The organism is Kitasatospora sp. NPDC001225 (assembly GCF_053597855.1).
In genome coordinates this window covers 70,338-93,229 of record NZ_JBSFJC010000013.1, presented here as the reverse complement: position 1 = coordinate 93,229, position 22,892 = coordinate 70,338, and the positions used below count along the sequence as shown (strand labels likewise).

Annotated in this window: 24 protein-coding genes; 15 read left to right on the top strand and 9 right to left on the bottom strand. The window is 74.9% G+C overall.

From position 1 onward, the window contains the following. The first annotated feature begins 131 nt into the window (after positions 1-131). The 9 genes from ACWDCZ_RS07060 (at position 132) to htpX (ending at position 9,513) form a co-directional block, all read left to right on the top strand. Complete coding sequence (locus ACWDCZ_RS07060; RefSeq protein WP_449815413.1) at positions 132-521, top strand: hypothetical protein; 390 nt, start codon at positions 132-134, stop codon at positions 519-521. Further along, positions 518-1,477 (top strand): NADH-quinone oxidoreductase subunit NuoH, encoded by a 960-nt coding sequence (gene nuoH / locus ACWDCZ_RS07055; protein WP_375876941.1) that lies wholly within the window; start codon positions 518-520, stop codon positions 1,475-1,477. The genes ACWDCZ_RS07060 and nuoH overlap by 4 nt, the downstream gene beginning before the upstream one ends. Continuing rightward, complete coding sequence (locus tag ACWDCZ_RS07050) at positions 1,474-2,031, top strand: NuoI/complex I 23 kDa subunit family protein (RefSeq protein WP_380670562.1); 558 nt, start codon at positions 1,474-1,476, stop codon at positions 2,029-2,031. Before nuoH ends, ACWDCZ_RS07050 begins: the two co-directional genes overlap by 4 nt. Then, positions 2,028-2,765: an NADH-quinone oxidoreductase subunit J family protein gene (locus tag ACWDCZ_RS07045; protein WP_449815412.1), complete on the top strand. Its 738-nt coding sequence runs from the start codon at positions 2,028-2,030 to the stop codon at positions 2,763-2,765. Before ACWDCZ_RS07050 ends, ACWDCZ_RS07045 begins: the two co-directional genes overlap by 4 nt. Then, positions 2,765-3,157 carry an NADH-quinone oxidoreductase subunit NuoK gene (gene nuoK / locus ACWDCZ_RS07040; protein ID WP_049660586.1) on the top strand — a complete coding sequence of 131 codons (393 nt, stop codon included), beginning with the start codon at positions 2,765-2,767 and terminating at the stop codon, positions 3,155-3,157. Before ACWDCZ_RS07045 ends, nuoK begins: the two co-directional genes overlap by 1 nt. After that, complete coding sequence (locus ACWDCZ_RS07035; RefSeq protein WP_449815411.1) at positions 3,154-5,217, top strand: NADH-quinone oxidoreductase subunit 5 family protein; 2,064 nt, start codon at positions 3,154-3,156, stop codon at positions 5,215-5,217. Before nuoK ends, ACWDCZ_RS07035 begins: the two co-directional genes overlap by 4 nt. Before the next feature lie 53 nt (positions 5,218-5,270). Beyond that, positions 5,271-6,827 carry a complex I subunit 4 family protein gene (locus ACWDCZ_RS07030; protein WP_380776510.1) on the top strand — a complete coding sequence of 519 codons (1,557 nt, stop codon included), beginning with the start codon at positions 5,271-5,273 and terminating at the stop codon, positions 6,825-6,827. A 56-nt stretch (positions 6,828-6,883) separates the two neighbouring features. Then, positions 6,884-8,428, top strand: a complete 1,545-nt coding sequence (locus ACWDCZ_RS07025) for an NADH-quinone oxidoreductase subunit N (protein ID WP_449811772.1) — start codon at positions 6,884-6,886, stop codon at positions 8,426-8,428. A 221-nt stretch (positions 8,429-8,649) separates the two neighbouring features. Continuing rightward, positions 8,650-9,513 carry a zinc metalloprotease HtpX gene (gene htpX, locus ACWDCZ_RS07020; protein ID WP_117488274.1) on the top strand — a complete coding sequence of 288 codons (864 nt, stop codon included), beginning with the start codon at positions 8,650-8,652 and terminating at the stop codon, positions 9,511-9,513. Between the two features lie 15 nt (positions 9,514-9,528). Here the strand turns inward: htpX and ACWDCZ_RS07015 are convergent, their stop codons facing one another. Next, positions 9,529-10,983 carry an aminotransferase-like domain-containing protein gene (locus ACWDCZ_RS07015; protein WP_049656596.1) on the bottom strand — a complete coding sequence of 485 codons (1,455 nt, stop codon included), beginning with the start codon at positions 10,981-10,983 and terminating at the stop codon, positions 9,529-9,531. On the opposite strand from ACWDCZ_RS07015, the gene ACWDCZ_RS07010 reads away from it, so the two are divergent. The 3 genes from ACWDCZ_RS07010 to ACWDCZ_RS07000 all read left to right on the top strand — a co-directional run bounded on the left by ACWDCZ_RS07010 (position 10,982) and on the right by ACWDCZ_RS07000 (position 13,460). Next, positions 10,982-11,890 (top strand): DMT family transporter, encoded by a 909-nt coding sequence (locus tag ACWDCZ_RS07010; protein ID WP_388044897.1) that lies wholly within the window; start codon positions 10,982-10,984, stop codon positions 11,888-11,890. The two genes, ACWDCZ_RS07015 and ACWDCZ_RS07010, sit on opposite strands and share 2 nt — an antisense overlap. A gap of 175 nt (positions 11,891-12,065) precedes the next feature. Then, on the top strand, positions 12,066-12,491 hold the full coding sequence (locus tag ACWDCZ_RS07005; RefSeq protein ID WP_049656591.1) for a BlaI/MecI/CopY family transcriptional regulator: 426 nt from the start codon (positions 12,066-12,068) through the stop codon (positions 12,489-12,491). A gap of 3 nt (positions 12,492-12,494) precedes the next feature. Beyond that, positions 12,495-13,460: a M48 family metalloprotease gene (locus tag ACWDCZ_RS07000; protein WP_449815410.1), complete on the top strand. Its 966-nt coding sequence runs from the start codon at positions 12,495-12,497 to the stop codon at positions 13,458-13,460. A gap of 34 nt (positions 13,461-13,494) precedes the next feature. Here the strand turns inward: ACWDCZ_RS07000 and ACWDCZ_RS06995 are convergent, their stop codons facing one another. Then, a complete protein-coding gene (locus ACWDCZ_RS06995; protein ID WP_449815409.1) occupies positions 13,495-14,190 on the bottom strand; it encodes an NAD(P)H-dependent oxidoreductase in 696 nt (231 codons plus the stop codon). 89 nt (positions 14,191-14,279) lie between these two features. Here ACWDCZ_RS06995 and ACWDCZ_RS06990 point away from each other — a divergent pair, with 89 nt between their 5' ends. After that, positions 14,280-15,197, top strand: coding sequence for a sigma-70 family RNA polymerase sigma factor (locus ACWDCZ_RS06990; RefSeq protein WP_449815417.1), 918 nt, complete (start codon positions 14,280-14,282; stop codon positions 15,195-15,197). 41 nt (positions 15,198-15,238) lie between these two features. On the opposite strand, the gene ACWDCZ_RS06985 is transcribed toward ACWDCZ_RS06990, so the two are convergent. Next, the gene (locus tag ACWDCZ_RS06985) at positions 15,239-16,243 is read right to left on the bottom strand and encodes an NADP-dependent oxidoreductase (RefSeq protein WP_449815408.1); all 1,005 of its coding nucleotides are present in this window, start codon (positions 16,241-16,243) and stop codon (positions 15,239-15,241) included. Positions 16,244-16,392: 149 nt separating this feature from the next. Here ACWDCZ_RS06985 and ACWDCZ_RS06980 point away from each other — a divergent pair, with 149 nt between their 5' ends. Beyond that, positions 16,393-17,418 carry a LysR family transcriptional regulator gene (locus tag ACWDCZ_RS06980; RefSeq protein ID WP_449815407.1) on the top strand — a complete coding sequence of 342 codons (1,026 nt, stop codon included), beginning with the start codon at positions 16,393-16,395 and terminating at the stop codon, positions 17,416-17,418. On the opposite strand, the gene mug is transcribed toward ACWDCZ_RS06980, so the two are convergent. From mug to ACWDCZ_RS06965, 3 genes are all read right to left on the bottom strand, one after another. After that, a complete protein-coding gene (gene mug, locus ACWDCZ_RS06975; protein WP_049652089.1) occupies positions 17,358-17,900 on the bottom strand; it encodes a G/U mismatch-specific DNA glycosylase in 543 nt (180 codons plus the stop codon). The genes ACWDCZ_RS06980 and mug overlap by 61 nt on opposite strands. Before the next feature lie 14 nt (positions 17,901-17,914). Continuing rightward, positions 17,915-19,063 (bottom strand): phosphatase PAP2 family protein, encoded by a 1,149-nt coding sequence (locus ACWDCZ_RS06970; protein WP_387822814.1) that lies wholly within the window; start codon positions 19,061-19,063, stop codon positions 17,915-17,917. A gap of 169 nt (positions 19,064-19,232) precedes the next feature. Then, complete coding sequence (locus ACWDCZ_RS06965) at positions 19,233-20,312, bottom strand: M24 family metallopeptidase (RefSeq protein WP_449815416.1); 1,080 nt, start codon at positions 20,310-20,312, stop codon at positions 19,233-19,235. 702 nt (positions 20,313-21,014) lie between these two features. Between ACWDCZ_RS06965 and ACWDCZ_RS06960 the strand changes: the two genes are divergently transcribed. Continuing rightward, positions 21,015-21,509 carry a hypothetical protein gene (locus tag ACWDCZ_RS06960; RefSeq protein WP_074004049.1) on the top strand — a complete coding sequence of 165 codons (495 nt, stop codon included), beginning with the start codon at positions 21,015-21,017 and terminating at the stop codon, positions 21,507-21,509. A 127-nt stretch (positions 21,510-21,636) separates the two neighbouring features. Here the strand turns inward: ACWDCZ_RS06960 and ACWDCZ_RS06955 are convergent, their stop codons facing one another. From ACWDCZ_RS06955 to ACWDCZ_RS06945, 3 genes are all read right to left on the bottom strand, one after another. Beyond that, on the bottom strand, positions 21,637-21,804 hold the full coding sequence (locus ACWDCZ_RS06955) for a hypothetical protein (RefSeq protein ID WP_449815406.1): 168 nt from the start codon (positions 21,802-21,804) through the stop codon (positions 21,637-21,639). A 107-nt stretch (positions 21,805-21,911) separates the two neighbouring features. Continuing rightward, positions 21,912-22,484: an ImmA/IrrE family metallo-endopeptidase gene (locus ACWDCZ_RS06950; RefSeq protein ID WP_449815405.1), complete on the bottom strand. Its 573-nt coding sequence runs from the start codon at positions 22,482-22,484 to the stop codon at positions 21,912-21,914. A gap of 21 nt (positions 22,485-22,505) precedes the next feature. Then, positions 22,506-22,883: a helix-turn-helix domain-containing protein gene (locus ACWDCZ_RS06945; RefSeq protein ID WP_449815404.1), complete on the bottom strand. Its 378-nt coding sequence runs from the start codon at positions 22,881-22,883 to the stop codon at positions 22,506-22,508. Positions 22,884-22,892 lie beyond the last annotated feature (9 nt).

The following is a 22,892-nucleotide window of genomic DNA, read 5'->3' as shown; positions in this document are numbered from 1 at the left end:
GCCCAGGGCCTCGGCGGGGTCGGCGGGGCCTCCGGGTGCGTAACCGCGCAGGTCCGCGTAGAGCTGGCCGTCCGGGAAACGGCCGGCCAGGCCACAAAGCCATGAAACTCCGGCCGCGGCGGACCCGGTCGGTGTCGGAGGGGTCGGCGAGCCAGGCGGCCGCCGAGGCTCCCGCGGCCGCTCCGGCCGAGGGCGCCCCGCCGGTGCGGGCGGACCGGCCGCGGCGGACCCGGTCGGTGTCCGAGGGGTCGGCCAGTCAGACGGCCGCCGAGGCTCCCGCCGAACCGGCCGCCGAGCCGACGGCCGAGCCCGCGGCTCCCGTACGGCCCCGGCCTTCCGACGCGCCCCGGTCCTCCGACGCGCCCTGGCACAACCCGGTGCCCGCCCACGAGGAGAAGCCGTCGGGCGAGAAGCCGGGCGAGCCCGCTGAACCCGTTGAGCCCGCTGAGCCGGGCAAGCCGGTCGAGCAGAAGGACGAGACCTCGGCCGGACCGGCCGACCAGGACGGAGAAGGCGCGTGAACCTGCTCGACACGGTGCTGCGCTGCGTCGCCACCCTCGTCGTCTTCCTGGTCCTCCCGCTGGTCATCGGCCAGACCGAGCACAAGGTCATGGCGCACATGCAGGGCCGGCTCGGCCCGATGTACGCGGGCGGCTTCCACGGCTGGGCGCAGCTCGTCGCGGACGGCGTGAAGTTCGCGCAGAAGGAGGACATCGTCCCGGCCGGGGCGGACCGCCGGGTCTTCCAGCTGGCGCCCGCCGTCTCGCTGCTGCCGTACCTCTTCGTGCTGCTGGCGATCCCGGTCGGCCCGGACGGCTTCGTCGGCCAGGCGATCGACGCCGGGCTGTTCTTCGTGCTCGCCGTGATGGGCGTCGGCGTGATCGGCAAGCTGATGGCCGGCTGGGCCTCGGCGAACAAGTTCTCGCTGCTCGGCGGCCTGCGCACGGCCGCGCAGCTGATGTCGTACGAGCTGCCGCTGGTGCTGGCGGCGGCCTCGGTGGCGATGGCCGCCGGCACGCTGTCGCTGCCCGGGATCGTGGACGCCTGGGAGTGGTACTGGCTGCCTTGGCAGCTGATCGGGGCGTTCGTCTTCTTCACGGCCGGTCTGGCCGAACTCCAGCGCCCGCCGTTCGACATGCCGATCGCCGACTCGGAGATCATCTTCGGCGCGTACACCGAGTACACCGGCCTGCGGTTCGCCCTGTTCCTGCTGTCCGAGTACGTGGGCATCCTGGTGGTGTCCGCACTGACCGCGGTGCTCTTCCTGGGCGGCTGGCACGGCCCGCTGCCGGACCAGCTCGGCTGGCTCTGGATGCTCCTCAAGACCTTCGCGCTGGCCTTCGTGGTCATCTGGCTGCGGGTCACCTACCCGCGTCTGCGCGAGGACCAGCTGATGCGTTTCGCGTGGACGGTGCTGATCCCGCTCGCGCTGGTCCAGCTGGCCCTCACCGGCATCATCAAGGTGGCGATCTCATGAGTTTCCCCGGTATCGGGCTCGCCAAAGGCCTGGCCGTGACGCTGCGGACGATGACGAGGAAGAGCGTCACCGCGCAGTACCCCGACGTGCAGCCGGTGCTGCCGCCGCGTTCGCGCGGCGTCATCGCGCTGCTGGAGGAGAACTGCACGGTCTGCATGCTCTGCGCGCGCGAGTGCCCGGACTGGTGCATCTACATCGACTCCCACAAGGAGACGCTGCCGGCCGCCGAGCCGAACGCCCGGGCCCGCACCCGCAACGTGCTGGACCGGTTCGCCATCGACTTCTCGCTCTGCATGTACTGCGGGATCTGCATCGAGGTCTGCCCCTTCGACGCGCTGTTCTGGTCGCCGGAGTTCGAGTACGCGGAGACCGACATCCACGAGCTGACCCACGAGCGGGAGAAGCTCCGCGAGTGGATGTGGACCGTCCCCGCGCCGCCGGCGCTGGACCCGGCGGCCGAGGAGCCCAAGGAGATCGCCACCGCGCGCAAGGCCGCGGACAAGCTGGCGGCCGCCGCCGCGGCGGCCCTCGAGGAGAAGGGTGACGACGCGTGACCGGTGCCACCACGCTTCTCGCGGCGACCGGCTCCCTGGAGCCGGCCGCCCGTTCGTTCCTGTCCCCGACCGGGCAGGAGATCGTCTTCCTGCTGGTCGGGATCGCCGTGCTCGGCTCGGCCGTGGTCTCGGTGACCACCCGGCAGCTGGTGCACGCCGCGCTCTGGCTGGTGGTCGCGCTCGGCGGGCTGGCGGTGGAGTTCCTGCTGCTCACGGCCGAGTTCATCGCCTGGGTGCAGGTGCTGATCTACCTCGGCTCGGTGGTCGTCCTGGTGCTGTTCGGGCTGATGCTCACCAAGGCGCCGATCGGGCGCTCGCCGGACGCCGACTCCAAGAACCGCTGGGTGGCCCTGGTCGTGGCGCTGGCCGCGGCCGGGACGCTGGTCACGCTGGTGGTCGACGCCTTCCGGACCTCCTGGATCGACCTCGGCCAGGGCGGCGGCTCGGCCGCCGTCACCGGGGCCAGCCTGTTCCGGCACTGGGTCCTGCCCTTCGAGGCGCTGTCCGTGCTGCTGCTGGCGGCGCTGGTCGGCGCGATCGTGCTGTCGCGCGGCTCGGGGCGGCGGGTGCCGCCGCCCCGGGCGGGCAGGCTGCGCGCCGGGCGGCCGGTCGGGTCCAACGGGACGGTCGCCGCGAACGCGGCCGCGAACGTGAACGCGACGACTACGGCCGCTCCCGCTGCTCCGCCCGCGCCGTCCGCGCCGTCCGCGCCGTCCGCGTCGGAGGAGAGCTGATGCACCTCGCCTACCCCGCCGTCCTCGCCGCGCTGCTGTTCAGCGTCGGCGTGTACGGCGTGCTCGCCCGGCGCAACGCCGTCCTGGTGCTGATGTCCGTCGAGCTGATGCTCAACGCCGTCAACCTCAACCTGGTCGCCTTCGACGCGTGGCTGCGGGACTCGCTGCACGCCGGGCAGGCGCTCACCCTGTTCACCATCACCGTCGCCGCCGCCGAGGTCGGGCTGGGGCTCGCCATCGTCCTGCTGCTGTTCCGGGCCCGGGGCACCGCGGACATCGACCGGGCCACCGCGCTCGGCGACCCGGGCGAGGCGCTCGCCGTCGAGGAGACGCCGGTCGGCGCCGGGACGCCGACCGGAGCCGAGGCACTGAAGGGCCAGGCCGCCGCATGAACCTCGCCCTGCCCGCACTCGTCCCCGCGCTGCCCGCGCTCGGCGCCGCCGCGACCCTGGCCGTCGGCCGGAAGGCGCCCGGGCTGGCCCGGCCGCTGGCGATCGTCCCGGTCGCCGTCGCGGCCGTGCTCGCCCTGGTGGTCGCCCTCCAGCTCGGCACCGGCCGGACCCTGGACGCCGGCACCCGGCTCACCCCGACCGGCGGCCCGGACATCACGCTCGGCCTCCACCTGGACGGCTTCAGCTCGCTGATCTCCGTGCTGGTCGGCCTGGTCGCCACCTGCGTCCAGGTCTACTCGACCGCGTACCTCAAGGAGGACCCGCGCTACCCCTCGTACGCGGCGCTGGTCTCGCTGTTCACCGCGGCGATGTTCCTGGTGGTCTACTCGGGCGACCTGATCGTGCTGCTGGTCGGCTGGGAGGTCATGGGCCTGTGCTCGTACTTCCTGATCGGCCACCACTGGGAGACCGCGGACGCCCGCTCGGCCTCGCTGAAGGCCTTCCTGGTCACCAAGCTCGGTGACGTGCCGTTCCTGTTCGGGATCTTCCTGCTCGGCGCGGACGCCGGCAGCTTCCGCGTCCCGGACGTGCTGGCGGCCGCGACGGAGGGCCGGCTCGGGCACCCGACGCTGACCGCGCTGCTGCTGCTCGCCGGCGTGGCCGGCAAGAGCGCCCAGTTCCCGCTGCACACCTGGCTCCCGGACGCGATGGCCGGCCCGACCCCGGTGTCCGCGCTGATCCACGCCGCCACCATGGTCGCGGCCGGCATCTACCTGGTCGCCCGGCTGCTGCCGGTGTTCCTGCTGTCGGGCGCGGCGCTGGTCGTGCTCGCGGTGATGGCCGCCGTGACGATGATCGGCTCGGCGCTCTGCGCGCTCGCCCAGGACGACCTCAAACGGGTGCTCGCCTACTCCACCGTCGGCCAGCTCGGCTACATGGCCGGCGCGCTGGCCAGCGGGGACCGCGAGGCCTCGGTCTTCCACCTGGTCAGCCACGGTGCGTTCAAGGCGCTGCTGTTCCTGGCCGCCGGCGTGGTGATCCACGCCGCGCACACCAACTCGATCTCCGCGATGTCCCGCATGCCCGGGCTGCGCAAGCGGGTGCCGGACGCCTACTGGACGACGGGCATCGCGCTCGTCGCCCTGGTCGGGCTGCCGCCGTTCTCCGGCTTCTTCAGCAAGGAGGCGGTGCTGACCGCCGCCGAGCACGCCGCCAACGGCGAGGCGCTGACCAACGGGCTCGGCCCGGCCTCGGCGGTGCCGCAGGCGGCCGGGTGGATCGTGCTGATCTCCGCCGGGCTCACCGCGCTGCTCACCGCCGCGTACGCGACCAGGCTCTTCCTGCTGGCGTTCCACAGCCCGGCCGGGGCCGCCGTGCCGACGGCCGCGGCCGCCAAGGCCCGGGTCCAGGTCCTGGCACCGGCCGACCACGAGGCCGGCGCGCCGTACTCGCCCGAACTCGACGAGGCCGACCCGGCCACCGCCGAGCCGCCCGCGATGCGCTGGCCGCTCTGGGTGCTGGCCGTGCCGACCATGGGCTTCGGCATCGTCGGCCTGCGCTCGGACTGGCTGCCCGCGCTCCTGGACGGCGGCTCGCTGCGGCCCTCCGCGGTCACCGCCGTCACCGGGACCGGGCTCGCCGCGGTCGGCGTGATCGCCGCGTACGGCGCCTGGCGCTCGGCGACCGCCCGGCTGGGCACCGGCCGCCCGGCCCCGGCCGGAGGCTGGGGGAGGGTGCCCGAGCAGGGCGGAGCCCCGGCCGCCGAGGTGATCGTCGCCGACCCCGGGCGCACCCTGCTGGGCCCGCTGTTCGGCCCGGCCCGGCACGGCTTCGGCGTCGACCGGCTCTACCACGCGCTGTTCGTCCGCCCGGTGGGCGCCGCCGCGAAGCTGGTCCGCTTCCTCGACCGCGAGGTCGTCGAGACCTACGTGCGCGGCAGCGGAGCGGGCGCCAACCTGCTCGGCCGGGCCGTCCGGCTCGCGCAGACCGGCAACGCGCAGACGTACCTCAGCGCCCTGCTGGCCGGCGTCGTCCTGCTGGCCGTCCTGGTGGCGGTGTAGCCGGTGCTGCTGTCCTCGACCTCCGCCACCTCGACCGCTGCTGGGAGCCCCCGATGAACGCAGTCCTCATCGCCCTCCTGCTGCTGCCGCTGCTCGGTGCCGCACTCACCCTGGCGCCGGTGTTCGGGCCGGACCGGGCCGTGGCCGACCGGCGGGCCCTGCGGCTGAACACCGTCGTCACCGGCGCGGTGCTCCTGCTCGCCGTCGCCCTCGCGGCCGGCTTCGACCACGACGAACCCGCCCGGATGCAGGCCACCACCGACGTGTCCTGGATCCCGGCCCTGCACGTGCGCCTCCACCTCGGCGTGGACGGCGTCTCGCTGCCGCTGGTCGTGCTGACCGCGCTGCTCACCTTCCTCTGCGCGCTGTACTCGGAGAAGCGGCTGCCGGACGGGGAGACCGTGCCCTCGGCGCAGGCCTTCGTCGGGCTGTTCCTCCTGCTCGAGGTCGGCATGCTCGCCACCTTCGCGGTCCTGGACCTCCTGCTCTTCTTCCTGGCCTTCGAGATCGTGCTGATCCCGATGTACTTCCTGATCGCCCGCTGGGGGAGCGGCGCGAAGGTGCCGTCCGCCAACCGCTTCATCCTCTACACGCTGCTCGGCTCGGCCGTGATGCTGCTCGGCTTCCTGCTGATCGGCAGCAAGGCCGGCACCTTCGACATGCAGGCCCTGGCCGCCGCGCACGGCAGCGGCCTGAGCCACACCACCCAGGTGATCGCCGCGCTGGCGATCCTGGTCGGGCTCGCGGTCAAGGCCCCCGCCTGGCCGCTGCACAGCTGGCTCCCCGACGCGCACACCGCCGCCCCGACGGTGGGCTCGGTGCTGCTCGCCGGCGTGCTGCTGAAGATGGGCACCTACGGCCTGGTCCGCGTCCTCCTCCCGGTCGTACCGGACGGCGCCGCCACCCTGGCCCCCTACCTGGGAGCCTTCGCGGCCGTCGGCATCGTCTACGGCTCACTGGCCTGCCTGGCGCTGGCCCGCCCCGGCGCCAAGGGCGACCTCAAGCGCCTGATCGCGTACTCCTCCGTCGGCCACATGGGCTTCGTGCTGCTCGGCATCGCCTCCCTCACCCCGGTGGGCGTCAACGGCGCGCTGTTCGCCAACATCGCCCACGGCCTGATCACCGGCCTGCTGTTCTTCGTCGTCGGCGCGCTCAAGGACCGCTACGGCACGGCCGACCTCGACACCCTGGCCGGCGCCACCGGCGCCGCCCTGTACGGCCGGGCCCCGCGGCTCGGCGTACTGCTCGCCTTCGCCGCCGTCGCCAGCCTCGGGCTGCCCGGCCTGGCCGGCTTCTGGGGCGAGCTGCTCGCCATGTTCGGCGCGTTCGACCCGGCCGCCGGCCTGTCGCGCCCCGCGTTCGTCACCTACATGGTCCTGGCCGGCCTCGGCACCCTCCTCACCGCCGCGTACCTCCTGATCGTGGTCAAGCGCGTCTGCATGGGCGACCCCGAGCAGCCCGCCCCGGTGGCCGAGCTCGCCGACCTGCGCCCGTACGAGGCCGTCAGCTGGACGCCGCTGGCCGCGCTCACCCTGCTCGCCGGACTCTGGCCCGCGCTGCTGCTCGGCCTCTCCGACCCCGCCGTCAAGCACCTCCTCGGGGGTGGCTGACCGTGCTCGCAGCCCAGACCGCCGCACTCGGACCTCACTCCACGGGGCAGCACACTGTGACCTCCCTCGCCGTAGCCAACCCGGGCAGCCTGATCCAGTCCGTGGACTGGGTGGCGATCGCGCCCCCGCTGATCGCCGCCGTGGCCGCCCTCGCCGTGCTGCTCACGGACCTGTTCCTGCCCGAGCGGCACAAGAAGTGGCTCGGCCGCCTCACCGCGGCCGGACTCGCCCTCGCCCTCATCGCGCTCCTTCCCCTCACCGGATCGTCACCCCGCGCCACCTTCTGCGTGCAGAACGTAGCAGGGGGGTCCGACAACGGCGGCTGCTCGTACGTCGCCGACCACTTCGCCCTGGTGTTCCAGCTGCTCGCCCTCGGCGGCGCGCTGATCGCGGCGCTGCTGTCGACGCACACCGTGGAGGACGAGAAGCTGCCGCGCGGCGAGTACTGGTTCCTGCTGCTCTCCAGCGCCACCGGCGCCGCCCTGCTGCCCGCCTCCCGGGACCTCGCCACCATGGTGATCGCCCTGGAGGTCGCCTCGCTGCCCGCCTTCGCCCTGGTCGCGCTGCGCCGGGACGGCCGGGGCGCCGAGGCCGCGTTCAAGTTCTTCGTCTCCTCGGTGACCGCGACCGCCGTGATGCTGCTCGGCGTCGGCTTCGTCTACGCGGCGAGCGGCAGCCTGCACCTCGGCGCCGTCGCCCAGGGCCTGGAGCACGCCCCCGGACAGCTCAGGCCGCTGGCCGAGGCGGGCGCGGTGCTGACCCTGGTCGGCTTCGCCTTCAAGGTCGCCGCCGTCCCGTTCCACTTCTGGGTGCCCGACACCTACACCGGCGCCCCGCTGCCGGTGGCCGGCTACCTCTCGGTGGTCGGCAAGGCGGCCGGCCTGTCCGGGCTCGCGCTCGCCACCACCGTCGCCTTCCGCCCGTACGCCCACACCTGGGGCCTGGTGCTCGCGGTGCTGGCCGCCGTCACCATGACCGTCGGCAACGTCGGCGCGCTGCGGCAGCGCTTCGACACCCGGTACAGCGCGGTGCGGCTGCTCGCCTGGTCCTCGGTCGGCCAGGCCGGGTACCTGCTGGTGCCGCTCGCCGCGGCCGGCTACGCGCCCACCGGCGTCGACCCGCTCGGCGCCACCGCCGCGTACGCGCTGATCTACGGCGTGGTGAACCTCGGCGCCTTCGGGGTGGTCGCCGCCGTCGGCCGCCGGGCCGGGACCAGCGTGGACGACTTCCGCGGCCTGTTCGCCCGCAACCGCTGGACGGCGCTGGCGCTCGCCTTCTTCCTGCTCTGCCTGGCCGGGCTGCCGCCGGGCGTGGTCGGCCTGTTCGGCAAGGTCGTGGTGTTCCGCGCGGCGGTCGACGCCGGGCTGGGCTGGCTGGCCGTGGTGATGGCCGTCAATGTGGTCGTCGCCCTGTACTACTACCTGCTCTGGACGGCCCGGCTGTTCGCCCCGGCGGGCGACGCGCCCCTCGAGGCGGCCGCCGCCGGGCACCGCTTGCCGGTGAGCCTCACCGCGACGCTCGGGCTCACCGCCTCCGCCGCCGTGGTCCTCTCGGTGGCGCCGCAGCTGGTCCTCCAGGTGGCGGGCGGCTCGCTGTTCTGAGCCCGGGCCGGGCCGTGGTTCCGGGCCCGGGTCGGGCCGATCCGGGGGTGAGGCCGGGCCGCTCCGCCGTGACGGCCCGGTGACGGTGCGGTGGTACCGGGGGTGCGGCCCGGCGGTGTCACGTCGGTCACAAGGGAACAAGGTCCCCGGCCCCACCCGTTGACCGGGCAAGAGGGACGAGGCAGAAAGGGCTTCCCCACCGCACCATTGGAGGGCCTGACGTGCACAGCCGGCACAACGGACTGAGGACCGCCGTCCTGCTCGGAGGCCTCTCCGCGCTGATCCTGGTGATCGGCGGCCTCTTCGGCCGCACCGGCTTCGTGATCGCCCTGCTGGTCGCCCTCGGGACCAACGCCTACGCCTACTGGAACAGCGACAAGCTCGCGCTGCGGGCCATGCGGGCCCGGCCGGTCAGCGAGTTCGAGGCACCCGGGCTGTACCGGATCGTCCGCGAGCTCTCCACCTCCGCCCGCCAGCCGATGCCCCGCCTCTACATCTCCCCGACCCCGGCCCCGAACGCCTTCGCCACCGGCCGCAACCCGCGCAACGCGGCGGTCTGCTGCACCGAGGGCATCCTGGGGATCCTGGACGAACGCGAGCTGCGGGGCGTGCTCGGGCACGAGCTGAGCCACGTCTACAACCGGGACATCCTGATCTCCTCGGTGGCCGGGGCGCTCGCCTCGGTGGTGATGTTCCTGGTGAACTTCGCCTGGCTGGTGCCGTTCGGGCGCAGCGACGACGACGACGGCCCGGGGCTGTTCGGGATGCTCGCCATCATGATCCTCGGCCCGCTCGCGGCCGGGCTGATCCAGATGGCGGTCAGCCGTTCCCGCGAGTACCAGGCCGACGCCGACGGCGCCCGGATCACCGGCGACCCGCTCGCCCTCGCGAACGCCCTGCGCAAGCTCGACGCGGGCACCCGTCAGCTGCCCCTGCCGCCCGAGCCGCAGCTCCAGACCGCGAGCCACATGATGATCGCCAGCCCGTTCCGGCCCGGCGAGGCCGGTGCGCGGCTCTTCTCCACCCACCCGCCGATGGCCGAGCGGATCGCCCGCCTGGAGCGGATGGCGGGCGGGCGGGTCTAGCAGCGCCCCGGGGCGTCAGTCCGCGAGCTCCTCGTACGCGAGCCGCAGCCGGTGGACGCCCTCGGCGACCTGGGCGGAGCTCTCGGCGGCGGCGTAGCTGAGCCGGAGGTGGGGGGCCGGGGGCTCGGCGGGGTGGTACGGGCGGCCGGGGGAGAGCTGGACGCCGGCGCGCAGGGCGGCCCTGGCGAGGGTGGTGTCGTCGACGCCGTCCGGGAAGCGCAGCCACAGGTGGTACCCGCCGGGGCGGTGGGTGCCGACGACGCCGGGCAGTTCACGGTGCAGGGCGGCGACGGCGGCGGTGCGGCGGTCGCGCAGTTCGGCGCCGAGGGTGCGCAGGTGGCGGGCCCAGGCGGGGTCGGAGACCAGTTCCAGGGTGGCCTCCTGGAGCGGCCGGGGCACGAAGAAGCTGTCCACCACCTGGGTGGCCCGCAGTCGGGCCAGCGCCGGGCCGCGCGCGGTGAGGGCGCCGACCCGCAGGTTGGGGGAGGCCGCCTTGGTCAGCGAGCGCAGGTGCACCACGACCCCGTCCCGGTCGTCGGCGGCGAGCGGGCGCGGCAGCGCGGGGGCGTCCGCGTGGACCAGCAGTCGGGCGAAGTCGTCCTCGACCACGAAGGCCCCGGCCGCCCGGGAGATCCGCAGCACCTCCTCCCGCCGTACGGGCGACAGCACCGCGCCGGTGGGGTTCTGGAACAGCGGCTGGCAGAGGAAGACCCGCGCCCGGGTGGCCGCGAAGGCCTCCGCCAGCAGGTCGGTGCGCACGCCGTCGGCGTCGACCGGCACCGGGACGGGCCGCAGCCCGGCCGCCCGGACGACCGCCAGGATGCCCGAGTACGTCGGCGACTCCACCAGCACCGGCGAGCCGGGCGCGGCGAGCGCCCGCATGGCGACGGTCAGCCCGCTCTGCCCGCCGGCGGTGATCAGGACGTCCCCGGCGCCGATCGGCCCGCCGTGGCCGCCGATGTCGCGGGCGAACCAGCCGCGCAGTTCGGTCAGCCCGTCGGTGGGCGGGCGGTCCCAGGCGCCCGGCCGCCGGCCGGCCCGGGCGAGGACGGCGGCGAGCAGCCGTTCGGGCAGCAGCGAGGCGTGCGGGTAGCCGCTGTTGAGGTCGATGACGTCGGGCGCGGGCACCCGGAGGGTGTCGAACACCGGGGCGGCGAGCAGGTCGCGCGGGCCGGAGTCGGCGCTGAGCGCGATCTCCTGCCAGGAGAGGTCGCCGGTCCGGCCGGCCGGCGGGGCGGGGACGGCCGGGGCAGCGGCGAAGGCGGCCGCCCGGAACACCCCGGCGCCCGGCCGGGAGACCACGAGCCCCTCGGCGACGAGCACCGCGATGGCCCGGGAGACCGTCACCGGGCTGACCTGGTGGCGTTCCACCAGCGCCCGGCTGGCGGGCAGTTTCCGCCCCTCCGGGTAGCGCTCCACTTCCCGCCGCAGGATGTCGGCGAGTTCGGTCACGCTGCTACGCTCGTTCATGACGGCACAAGATAGCGCTATCCGCCCGCAGGCGATAGCACCTCGACCGGCCCCCGCTTCCGGCACCGCCCTCGCGGCCCTCGGGGTGGCCTCCTTCTCGCTCACCTTCCCCGCCACCGCGTGGGCCCTGACCGGCTTCGGCCCGTGGACCGCGACCGGTCTGCGCGGCGTCCTGGCCGCTGTGCTGGCCGCGCTCTACCTGCTGGCCGTCCGCGCCCGGCCGCCGCGGCGGGGGCAGTGGCCCGGGCTGCTGGTGGTCTCGGCCGGCTGCGTCCTCGGCTTCCCGCTGCTCACCACGCTCGCCCTGCGCACCTCCTCGACCGCCCACTCGGCGGTGGTCATCGGCGTGCTGCCGCTGGCCACGGCGGTGGTCTCGGCGCTGCGCACCGGCCGCCGGCCGTCCGGGGCGTTCTGGGCGGCGGCGCTCGCCGGGGCCGCGGCGGTGCTCGCCTTCACCCTGGTCCAGAGCCACGGCCGGCCGACCGCCGCGGACCTCTACCTCTTCGTGGCGGTGCTGCTCTGCGCCGCCGGGTACGCCGAGGGCGGGCGGCTCTCCCGGGACCTGCCGGGCGGGCAGGTGATCGCCTGGGCGGTGCTGGTCGCGCTGCCCGCGACGCTGCTGACCGCCGTGCTCGGGCTGGGCGCCGAGCCGGTCCGGCTCGGGGCGAAGGCGCTGGCCGGGCTGGCGTACACGGCGGCGGTCTCGCAGCTCGGCGGGCTCGTGCTCTGGTACCGGGGGATGGCCGCGATCGGGGTCCCGAGGGCCAGCCAGCTCCAGCTCGCGCAGCCGCTGCTGACCCTGGTCTGGTCGGTGCTGCTGCTCGGCGAGCACCTGCCGGCCGCGGCGCCGGTCACCGCGGTGGTGGTGCTGGTCTGCATCGCGGTGACCCAGCGGGCCCGGAGCTGACCCGGCGGACGGGACGCGGGTGCGCCTGATCGGGAGAGGCCCGCCCAGGAGCCGCCGAAGGCGGCGCCGTACGCCCCCGAACCCTCGCTCCGACCGGATCGGCGCGGCCCCGCGCTCGTTAGGATGAACCCGCGCCCGCCGGTCCGGGCGCGGCATCCGGAGGGAGTGGGCCGTCATGGCAGACCAGAGGCACGCCCCGACGGCCGGGGACGCGCCGCCCCGACGACGAGGCCAGGGCGAGCTGGAGGCGCAGGTGCTCGCGGTGCTCCAGCAGGCACCCGGCCCGGCCGCCGCGGGGTGGGTCCAGGAACGCCTGGAGGGCGACCTGGCGTACACCACCGTGATGACCATCCTGTCCCGGCTGCACGCCAAGAACGCCGTGACCCGGACCCGCGCCGGCCGTTCCTACCTGTGGCAGGCCTCCGCGGACGCCGCCGGGCTGGCCGCGCTGCGGATGCGCCGGATGCTCGACGGGGAGGCCGACCGGGACGCGGTCCTGGCCAGCTTCGTCAGCGCGCTGCTGCCGCACGACGAGGAACTGCTGCGGGCGCTGCTGGACGCCGCGTCCGCCGATCCGGCGGCGCCCGACCGTGAGAGCTGACCCGTGGGCTTCTTCGTCTTCCTCCCGCTCGTCCTGCCGCTCACCGCGGTCCCGATCGCGCGCCTGACCGAGCAGCACCTGCATCCGCGCGGCGCGGCCCGGCTGATGACCGTGATCAGCGCGGTGATGGCGGTGTGCAGCGTGCTCTGCCTCGGGCTGATCGGCGTGGTCGGCACCGCGCAGATCCCCGGCAACCCGCTGCCGGACAGCTGGTCCGACCCGGAGGTACGGGCCGCGCTGCCGTACCACGAGACGGTCGGCACGGCCGCGATGTGGCTGCTGGCCCTGGTGGTCCTGGCCTGCGCCCGGACGGTCGTCCGGCACCTGCGGGTGCGGAACCGGGCCCGCCGGGCGCTGAGCGGGCTGCCCGCGGAGCCGGGGGAGTCCGGCGACCTCGCGGTGCTGCCGGACCACAGCCCGTACGCCTACGCGCTGCCCGGCTCGCCCGGCCGGGTGGTGGTCTCCACCGGGATGCTGGCCGGCCTGGCCGCCGACGAGCGCGAGGCGCTGCTCGCGCACGAGCGGGCGCACCTGCGCCACCGGCACCACCGGTACCTGCTGACCACCCAGCTCGCCGCCTGCGTCAACCCGTTCCTGCGGCCGCTGCAGCACGCGGTGGCGTTCAGCGCGGAGCGGTGGGCGGACGAGGAGTCGGCGCAGGCCGTGGGGGACCGCCGGATCACCGCGCGGGCGGTGGCCCGGGCGGCGCTGGTCTCGCACGCCGCCCCGGCGCCCGGCTTCGCGGCCTTCGCCACCCCGGCCTCGGCGGCGGCCTCGGCCGGCCCGGTGCCGCGCCGGGTCGCCGCGCTGCTCGGCCCGGTGCCGACCTCCCGCAACTGGCCGCCGGCCAAGACCCCGGCGGGCCTGGCGGCGATGGTCGCGGCGATCGGCACGGCGGCGTCGGCGCTGTGCGCGCTCAACGCCGCCGTGGCCCTGCTGGTGGTGCTCAAGGCCGTCACCCCGCTGTAGCGGCCGCCGCCCGGCCAGGCCCTGTCAGGGCGGCTCAGAGCGTCGCGGCCAGCTCGTCGAGGGCGGCCTCGGCCGCCGCCAGCGACTCGGCGGCGAGCGGCTGGAGGGCGTTCAGCGCCGGGACGTCCGCGGCCCTGGTGAGCTCGGCGGTGACCACGTGCAGGTGCTCCGGCGCGACCCCGATCCGGTCGAAGTACGCCCGCAGGTACGGGACCTGGAAGTCGCAGTGGGCGCGCGGGGTGCCCGGCGCGTAGCCGCCGCCGCGGACGGCGACGACCACCACGCGGGTGTCGCGCAGCAGCGGCTCGCCGGTCTCCGGGTCGTGGTGGACGCCGGGGAAGGTGACCCGGTCGATCCACGCCTTGAGGCCGGCCGAGACGGTGTAGTTGTACATCGGGCTGCCGACCAGCAGGGTGCCGGCGGCCCGCAGCTCCTCGATCAGCGGGCGGCTGAGCGTCCACTCGTGCGCCTCGTCCGGCCCTTCGGCGAGGCGGCCGATGTCGTCCAGCGGGAGTATCCCCTTGCGCTCGGTGCGGCGGCCGAGGGCGTCGTAGGCGGCGCGCACCGGGGGCACCGGGTCGGCGGCGAGGTCGCGGTACCGGTACCGGTCCCGGTCGGCGGTGCCGTGCCGGGCGTGCCAGGCGTCGGCGAAGCGGGCGGTCAGGGCGCGGCTGACCGAGCCGGACGGGCTGATGCTGGAGTCCAGGTGGAGCAGCGTGGTGGAGGTCATGGTGGTCTCCCGGTCACCTCGGAGGGGGACGGATCGTCATAGCGGTGACGGGCCGCGCCGAGGAAAGGTGACCGATGGACCGGGACGCGATGTCGGGAGCGGCGGCCGGGGCGGCGGCGGCCCCGGGGCGGCGGGCCGAGGCGCCGGAGGAGCGCTTCGAGGCCGAGCGCGGCCGGCTGCGGGCGATCGCCCAGCGGATGCTCGGCTCGACCGGCGAGGCCGAGGACGCCGTGCAGGAGGCCTGGCTGCGGCTGGTCCGCACCGGTCCGGCGGAGATCGACAACCTGCCCGGCTGGCTGACCACGGTGGTCTCCCGGATCTGCCTGGACCTGCTGCGGGCCCGTGCCGCGCGCCGCGAGGAGCCGGCCGACGAGGCGCTGCCGGAGGCGGCGGGCGGCGGCCCGGAGCCGGAGCGGGAGGCGCTGCTGGTCGAGTCGGTGGGCCGGGCGCTGCTCGTGGTGCTGGACCGGCTGGGCCCGGCCGAGCGGGTCGCCTTCGTGCTGCACGACAGCTTCGCGGTGCCCTTCGACCAGATCGCGCCGATCGTCGGGCGGACCCCGGTGGCCGCGAAGAAGCTGGCCAGCCGGGCCCGGCAGCGGGTCCGGGGGACGGCCGCGCTGCCCCCGGAGCCGCTGGCCGGGCACCGGCGGGTGGTGGAGGCCTTCCTGGCCGCCGCCCGGGGCGGGGACCTGGCCGACCTGCTGGCCGTCCTGGCGCCGGACGTGGTGCGCCGGGCCGATCCGGCGGCGCTGCCACCGGGCCGCGCCCTGGTGGCCCGGGGCGCGCAGGCCGTCGCCCGGGAGACCACGGTCTTCGGCCGCCGGGCCCGCTACGGCGCGGTGGCCCTGGTGGACGGGGTGCCCGGGATCCTGATCGCCCCGGACGGGCGGCTGCGGCTGGTGCTGCGGATGGCGGTCGCGGACGGCCGGGTGGCCGGCTACGAGGTGGTGGCCGACCCGGCCCGGCTCGCCGCGCTCGACCTGGCCGTGCTGCCACTGCCCGGGTGAGTGCCGCCGGGGTGGGCTGAGTGGGGCGGGGCACGGGGTGGTCAGTCGGCGATCCGGACCAGCATCTTGCCGGTGTTCTCGCCGCGCAGCATGCCGAGGAAGGCGTCCACCACCCGGTCGAAGCCGTCCACGACCGTCTCGTCCGGGACGACGGCGCCCGAGCGCAGGTGCGGGACGAGGAAGTCGTACAGCTCCGGCCGGGCGTCGAGGTGGTCGCGGACCAGGAAGCCCTCCAGCCGCAGGCTCTTCCCGACCACGTCGAACAGGTTGCGCGGGGCGGCCGGCGGGTTCCCGAGCCGGTTGTACTGGGCGACCGCGCCGCACCAGGCGATCCGGCCGCGCTCGCGCAGGGCGCCGATGGCGGCCTCCAGGTGGTCGCCGCCGACGTTGTCCAGGTAGACGTGCAGCCCCTCCGGCGCGGCCTCGCGCAGCCGGTCCGCGATCGGGCCGTCGTGGTAGTCGAAGGCGGCGTCGAAGCCGAGCCGCTCGGTGAGGCGGGCGGCCTTGGCGGCGGAGCCGGTGCTGCCGACGATCCGGCCGGCGCCGAGCAGGCGGGCGAGCTGTCCGGCGGCGGTGCCGACGCCGCCCGCGGCCGCCGAGACGAAGAGCGTCTCGCCGGGCTGGAGCCGGGCGATCCTGGTCAGCGCGACCCAGGCGGACAGGCCGGTGCCGCCGAGCACCGACAGGTGGGCGCTGAGCGGGACGCCGGGGAGGTCGGGGAGCAGGCTGGCCCGTTCGGCGGTGACCACCGAGAGGGTGCGCCAGGCCTGGCGGTGCTGGACCAGCGCCCCGACCGGCAGGGCGTCGGCCCGGGACTCCACCACCCGGCCGAGGGTGCGCCCCTCCAGCGGGGCGTGCAGCGCCCAGCCGCCCTCCTCCATCTCCTCGCGCATGTACGGGTCGACGGACTGGTAGAGGTTCTCGACGAGGGCCTCGCCCGCCGCGAGGGCCGGGACGGTCTCGTCGACGAAGGCGAAGTCCGCGGCGGTCGGCGCGCCGTCGGGGCGGGCGACCAGGTGGACGGCGCGGGTGGTGGGACGGGACATCGGGGCTGCTCCAGGTGCGCGGGGGGCTTGGCGGGACGTGATCACCGTAGGAAGCGCGGGAGCGGCCGGGCAGGGGCGGCGGTCGATGGAACGGGCCGGTCCATGAGCGGGATCGATGGATCGCGGGCCCGCGGATTAGATTCGGGCGCATGACCGATCTCGCCCCGCACGAGCTGCGGACCCTGGTCGCCGTCGAGGAGGAGCGGAGCTTCACGGCGGCCGCCGCACGCCTGGGCACCACCCAGTCCGCCGTCTCGCACGCCGTCCGCGCCTGCGAGCGGAAGCTGGGCACGGTGCTCTTCGACCGCGGGCGCCACGGCGCACGCCCCACCGAGGGCGGCGCGCGGGCGGTGGCGTACGCCCGCCGGATCCTGCGGCTGCTGGACGCGATGGGCCCCGAGGTGCGCGGCCCGGCAGCGGACGGGCCACTGACCGGCACCCTGCGGATCGCCGCCTTCCGCAGCGCCGCCGCCCACCTGCTGCCACCCGTCCTGGCCCGGCTCGCCGAGCGCCACCCCGGGCTCGGCACACGCGTCCGGATCGTCCGGGAGCTCGGCCGGGGCAGCGCCGGGGAGGTCGCCGACGGGCGCGCCGACCTCGGGCTGGCAACGCTCGACGCGAGCGGCCCGCCGCCCGTCCCGGGCCTGGTCGCGGTGCGGCTGTACGAGGAGTCGTACGCGCTCGCGCACCCGCAGGGCCACCCGGCGCCGCGCGAACTCCCGCTGGTCGACTGGGACGAGAACTGCGGCTCGTACACCCGGGACTGGTGGCAGCGGCAGGACTGGATCCCGCCCGCGACCGTGGATGTGGAGGACGACACGGTGGCCGTCTCGCTGGTCGCCCAGGGCCTCGGCATGGCGATCATGCCCCGGACCGCCCTGCTCGGCGCCCCGGCCGGCCTCGCCGTCACCGACCTCGGGCCGCGGCCGCCCAGCCGCTCCGTCGGGTACGTCACCACGCCCGAGCTGGCCGGGACGGCCGCCGTCCGGGCGCTGATCCGGGAACTGCGCGAACTGCCGCTGCCCGCCGGGCTGGTGGCGGCCCGGCCCTCGGCGGCGGCGCGTCCTTCGGCACCGGCCGGGGCTCCGGAAGAGGCCCCGGCCCCGGCGGCCGCTCAGCCCCCGACGGCCTCCCGGAGCCTGCGGAACTCCTCGGCCAGCCCGTCCAGGGTGTAGTGGGCGTTGAGGCCGCTGGGGTTCGGCAGCACCCACACCTCGGTGTCGCCGATGCCCTCCGGCTGCCGCCCGAGCGGGGCCCGGCGCTGCCCGAAGGCCGTCCGGTAGGCGCCGATGCCGAGCACGGCCAGGGCGCGCGGGCGCAGCCGCAGCACCCGCTCGCGCAGCGCGGCGCCGCCCTCGCGCAGCTCCTCGGTGGTCAGCTCGTCCGCCTTGGCGGTGGCGCGCGGGGCGACGTTGGTGATGCCCAGCCCGAGCGCGAGCAACTCCCGCTGCTCGTCCGGGCGGTACTGGCGCCCGGTGAAGCCGGAGCGGTGCAGGGCGGGCCAGAAGCGGTTGCCCGGGCGGGCGAAGTGGTGGCCGGTGGCGCCGGACCACAGGCCCGGGTTGATGCCGCAGAACAGCACCCGCAGCCCGGGCCCGGAGACGTCCGGGATGGTGCTGTCCTTGGCGGCCAGCAGCTGCTCGGCGGTGGGCTTCATCGGTGCGCTCGGATTCACCCGGCCAAGTCTGCCGTGCCCTTGGCGGGGGCCTCCGTCCGGGCCGTGCCCTCGGCCGGGGCCTCGGTCGCGTCCTCGGCCGTCGCCTCCGCCCGGGCCTGGGCCTGGGCCTGGGTCGTGCCTTCGGCCGTCGCCTCCGTACGGACCGGGGCCGGGGCCGCGAGCCGGGCCGAGGCCCCGGCCGCCCGGCGGTCGCGCAGCCGGCGCAGGCCGAACACCACCGCGGCCGCGTACGCCCAGCCGACGAAGACGTCGATGATGAAGTGCTCCGCGCCGTACACCAGGGTGAAGGTCATCGCGAGCGGGTAGGCGACCAGCACCGCCCGCAGCCAGCGCTTGGCGGTGGGCCAGAAGAAGAACAGCAGCATCGCCGGGTAGGCGGAGTGCAGCGAGGGCATCGCGGCGACGTCGTTGGCGAACTGGCTGCCGTTCTCCAGCAGCGAGTCGGCCTGCGGCAGCCCGCTCACCGAGATGACCTCCCAGACCACCCGGGACAGGTGCGGCAGGTTGCCCTCCTGGGCGACCAGCCACGGCGGGTCGGCCGGGTAGAGGAGGTAGGTGGCGAAGCCCGCGAAGGTGAGCGTCAGGTAGGCGGCGAGCAGTTGGCGGAAGCGCTGGTGGGCGCGCCGCCAGAGCACCGCGAGCAGCAGGAAGACGACGAAGAAGTGCGAGAGGTAGACGGCCACCGCGGCGTAGTCGTACCAGTGCGGCGAGCCGGCGGTGTAGAGGGCGTGCTGGAGCCGGACGGTCCAGGTCTCGCCGAAGCCGAGCACCTCGTCGAAGCGCAGCTGCGGCAGCCAGTGCGGGGCCCACGGGGTGTGCGCGCCGTAGCCGCGCAGCAGCGAGTACGTCCACACCACGGCCATCACCGGGACCCAGTCGCGCAGGACCAGGAGGAAGCCGCGGGGGCCGTGTCCGCTGTGCACGGCGCCGGTCAGCAGGGCGGCGATCAGCCAGAGGAACAGCACGTCGTTGGCCGCGGGGATGCCCTCGGTGCGCAGGAACCAGAGGAGGCACGTCAGGTAGAGCGGCCAGGCCAGCCATCGGAGTCTCGACCAGCCCGTCACGCGGGGGCGGGGCGGAGGCACCGGGCGCGGCTGCCCGGCCCGCACGTCGTGCGGGGCCGGGGAGAGGGTCTTGGTCATGCGCACTGAAACTAGCAACCCAAACTTGGAGGTCTCTGGGTGAAATATGACCGGATCGTAAGAACGTCCGACCCGGTCGTCACCCGGTTCGACACACGGTCAGGCACCGGAAGGCGCCCTCGGGCACCTGCGGACACCGTCGGGCGCCTTCCGGCACCGTCCGGCGGCCTCAGGCCACGATGCCCAGCTCGTGCGGGGTGTTGTTGAAGCGGCGGCCGCCGGCCGGGGTGACGGTGACGATGTCCTCGATCCGCACCCCGAACCGGCCGGGCAGGTAGATCCCGGGCTCGATGGAGAAGCACATGCCGGGCACCAGCGGCCGCTCCTCGCCCTCGACCAGGTACGGAGGTTCGTGCGTGGTGGTGCCGATGCCGTGGCCGGTGCGGTGGATGAAGTACTCGCCGTACCCGCCCTCGGTGATCACCCGGCGGGCGATCCGGTCGATCTCCTGGCAGCTGACACCGGGCCGGACCGCCTCGAAGGCGGTCTGCTGGGCCAGCCGGACCAGCTCGTGCACCGTCCGCACCTCGTCCGGGACGTCCGGGCCGACGTGCACGGTCCGGGTGGTGTCGGAGCCGTAGCCGTCCTTGAGACCGCCGAAGTCCAGCACCACCGTGTCACCCGTACGGATGACCCGCTCACCGGCCTCGTGGTGCGGGTCGGCACCGTTCGGGCCGGAGCCGACCACGGTGAAGTCGACCTGGCTGTGCCCGTACTGGATGAGCAGCGCGCCGAGGTCGGCGGCCACGTCGGTCTCCCGGCGGCCGGCGAAGGGGACCTCCAGGATGCCTCGGTAGGCGGCGTCCGCCGCGCCGCCGGCCGAGGCCAGCCGCTCCAGCTCCTCGGTGTCCTTGATGGCGCGCAGCATCGGCAGGCTGTCGGTGAGCGAGGTGAAGGAGACGCCGGGCAGCGCGGCCTGGAAGCCGAGCAGGTGCAGGGCCCAGGTGTTGTCGGAGACGCCGTACCGGCCGGCCGGGTCGAGCAGCGGGCCCGCGGTGGCGAACGGATCCTCGCCGTCGGACCAGTCGAGCAGCCGGACGGCCGGGGCGCCGACCGCCTTCTCGGCGTCCGGACGCTCCAACTTGGGCACCACCAGGGTGGGTTCGCGTCCGGCCGCGAGCACGAGGGCGGTCAGCCGCTCGGTGATCGCGGTGGGCGAGTAGCCGCACAGGTAGGCCAGGTCGGGGCCGGGGGCGACGACCAGGCCGGCCAGTCCGGCGGCGGTCGCCTCGGCGGTGGCACGGGTCATCCGGTCGGTGTGGTCCTGCACGGTGAAGGGGCGGGGCACGGCGGTTCCTCCTCTGGGGCCGGACGGGCTCTGCTGAGCCTCCGTCGCGTCAACTCCATCACTTCCGGGAGGAGTTGGTGAAGCCCTCGGGGGAGCCCCGGCGAGCCGGCGCGGCGCCGGCGGGTCCGGCGCTCCCCGCCGGGGGCCGCCGCGGCCCCCGGCGGAGGCCGGTCCTGCCGGTCCTGTTGGTCCTGCCGGTCCTGCCGGTGCGATCGGCGGGGTCGGTGCGATCGCTCCTGCCGACAGCCGGAGCACCAGCGCCGGGACGAGGCCGAGCAGGGTGCGGGCCGGCCCGCGGAGCGCCAGGGCCGGTGCGGCGGCGGCCGTCCGGCTCGGCGGGGGTCTGTCCGGCGCATGCATGCGGTCCTCCTCCGTACGGCCCCGGCCGGGAGCGCCCGACCGCGCGGGAGCCGGGGGAGGGGTCGGGAAGAGAGGCCGTACCCGGCCAGTCCACCGGGGCGCCGCGGCCGCCGCATGCCGCGAGCACCCGAGCGGGTGACCGGCGGCAGGACCGGAGGAGCCGCGGCCGACGGCGCGATCCGGGCCCCGCGGACCGGCCGCGGACCGCTCCAAAGGCCCCGCAGCCTGCTCTACGGTCTCCGACCGGGCACGGAATCATAAATTCCGGGCCGACTGTCGGTGCGGTGGGACACCATGGCCGCCATGTCCTATGAACTCCAGGCGCTGATAGGAACACGGGAGCTGCTGACGGTGGCGGCCGCGGAGGTTCCGGCGGCCCGGGTGGTGCCCTTGGCACAGGGGCTGGCGATGATCCCGGTCACCTCCGCCGTCCTCGCCGCGCTCCAGGGGGACGGCAGCGTGCGCAAGCCCCGCGGCGGGGCCGGGTTCGGCTGGCACTCGGACGGCTTCGAACTCCGGCTGGCCGCCTGGTCGAAGGCCGGCCCGATCGCCTGCGTCGAGGCCGAGTACTTCGGCGGCAGCGGCACCCAGCGCGCCGCCGTCTGGGCGGACGGCGCGGTCACCCTCGGCCCGCTCACCATCGGCGAGTTCGAGCCCGCCCCGGCCGACGGCACCCCGATCTCCCACGTCCTGCGACGGATCGGCGCGCGCACCGAGGAGGGCCGGGCGGACGAGTTCGAGTCGGTCGGCCTGGGCCGGCACCGCAGCACCGCCGGCTGGGCGGAGTCGGCCGGCTGACCCGACCCCCGCGCCCCACCGCCCGTCGGCCCCGCCGCCCGCCCCGGCCCCGCCGACGCGAACGGCCCCGTCCCCGAAGCGGGGAGCAGGGCCGCGCCGTCGTCCGTCGAACCGGCCGACCGGAGGGTCAGCGGTAGTTCACGTACTGCATTTCCGCCTCGCTGACCTGCGAGTTTGCGGCGATCATGGTGCTGACCTGGGAAAACTCTTGCATGGAGTTTTCACCGGTCAGCGCCGTTTTCCGCCCGCATGTGCCCTGGATGTGCCCTCGTTTCGCATCCGTTTTCACTGCCATGCGCCAACGGAGACTTGCGCTTGGGCACCTTCTGCGGGCCGAGGGGTGATGCTGGTGGCAAAGGTCGAGGTCAGGCTGGACGACCTGCGCCTCCCGCTCGGGCAGGTTCAGCGTGAGGGGCGATGCGGGGGCGAGCCGAAGCCGAACTTTTGTGCGGCTCGCTGTGCGCGCACGCGTTGCCCCTTCATCTGCATCTGGGCGAACTGGGTGCTCACCTCGTAAGCCTCAGCAACGCGCGCGTTGTCCCAGCCGCGGAAAGCCATACGTTCCGCTGCGGCGTGCGGGATCAGAAGCTCACCGGCCATGAAGGTAGCTTCCTTCTCCTGCTGCTCGTTGAACTGGCGCTTGTGATCCTCCCCGAGGATCACATTGTCGAAGGGGTGTTCCAGCAGGAAATGGCCGAGTTCGTGGGCGATATTCGACCGGCGGCGGACCTGTGCGTGTGATTCGTTCTCGACGATGACGCGCGCCGGGCCCAGAGGAACCAGCGCGGCCGACCAGGACGAGGACTCGTCCAGAGTGAAGTGGCCATGCGCCTCGATGCCGAGGCCGCCCACTCCGCGCAACTGGCCCAGGCTGTAGACGCGGATGCCGTGGGCGTCCGCGAGCTCGTACGGGTCGAAGCGGTCGGTAGGTCCAAGACCGAGTTCGTCCCGCTCCTCCAGCGCCAGTTCGCGCATCAGCGCTTGGGTCCACCGCATTCAGCGGCCCTCGGCCTCACGCTCAGCCCGGAAGAGCCGGGCGGCGGCGGCGATAACTTCCTCGAGGTAGGCCACGTTCTGCTCGGTGAGGTCGCGGCGTGCCCGCAGGTGCGGGACAAGCGATGCCACTAGCTCTGGCTCCGGCCTATCTGGCTGCGCCGGGTTCACGTAGAACGACTCTGCCGGCATCCGCAGCCAGGTTGTCATCGCTGCGAACGCCGTCACGTCGGGTTTCAGGCCGTTGGCCATACGCGAGATCGTCGAAGCAGAAACCCCGATCTCCTTGGCGAGCTGCCTCCACGAGAGGTCTCTGCTTGCTCGTGAGGCATCCAGTGCCGCATGCAGCGCCTTTACGTCCACGCTCGGGTTCTCGCTCATCGCTGTCGC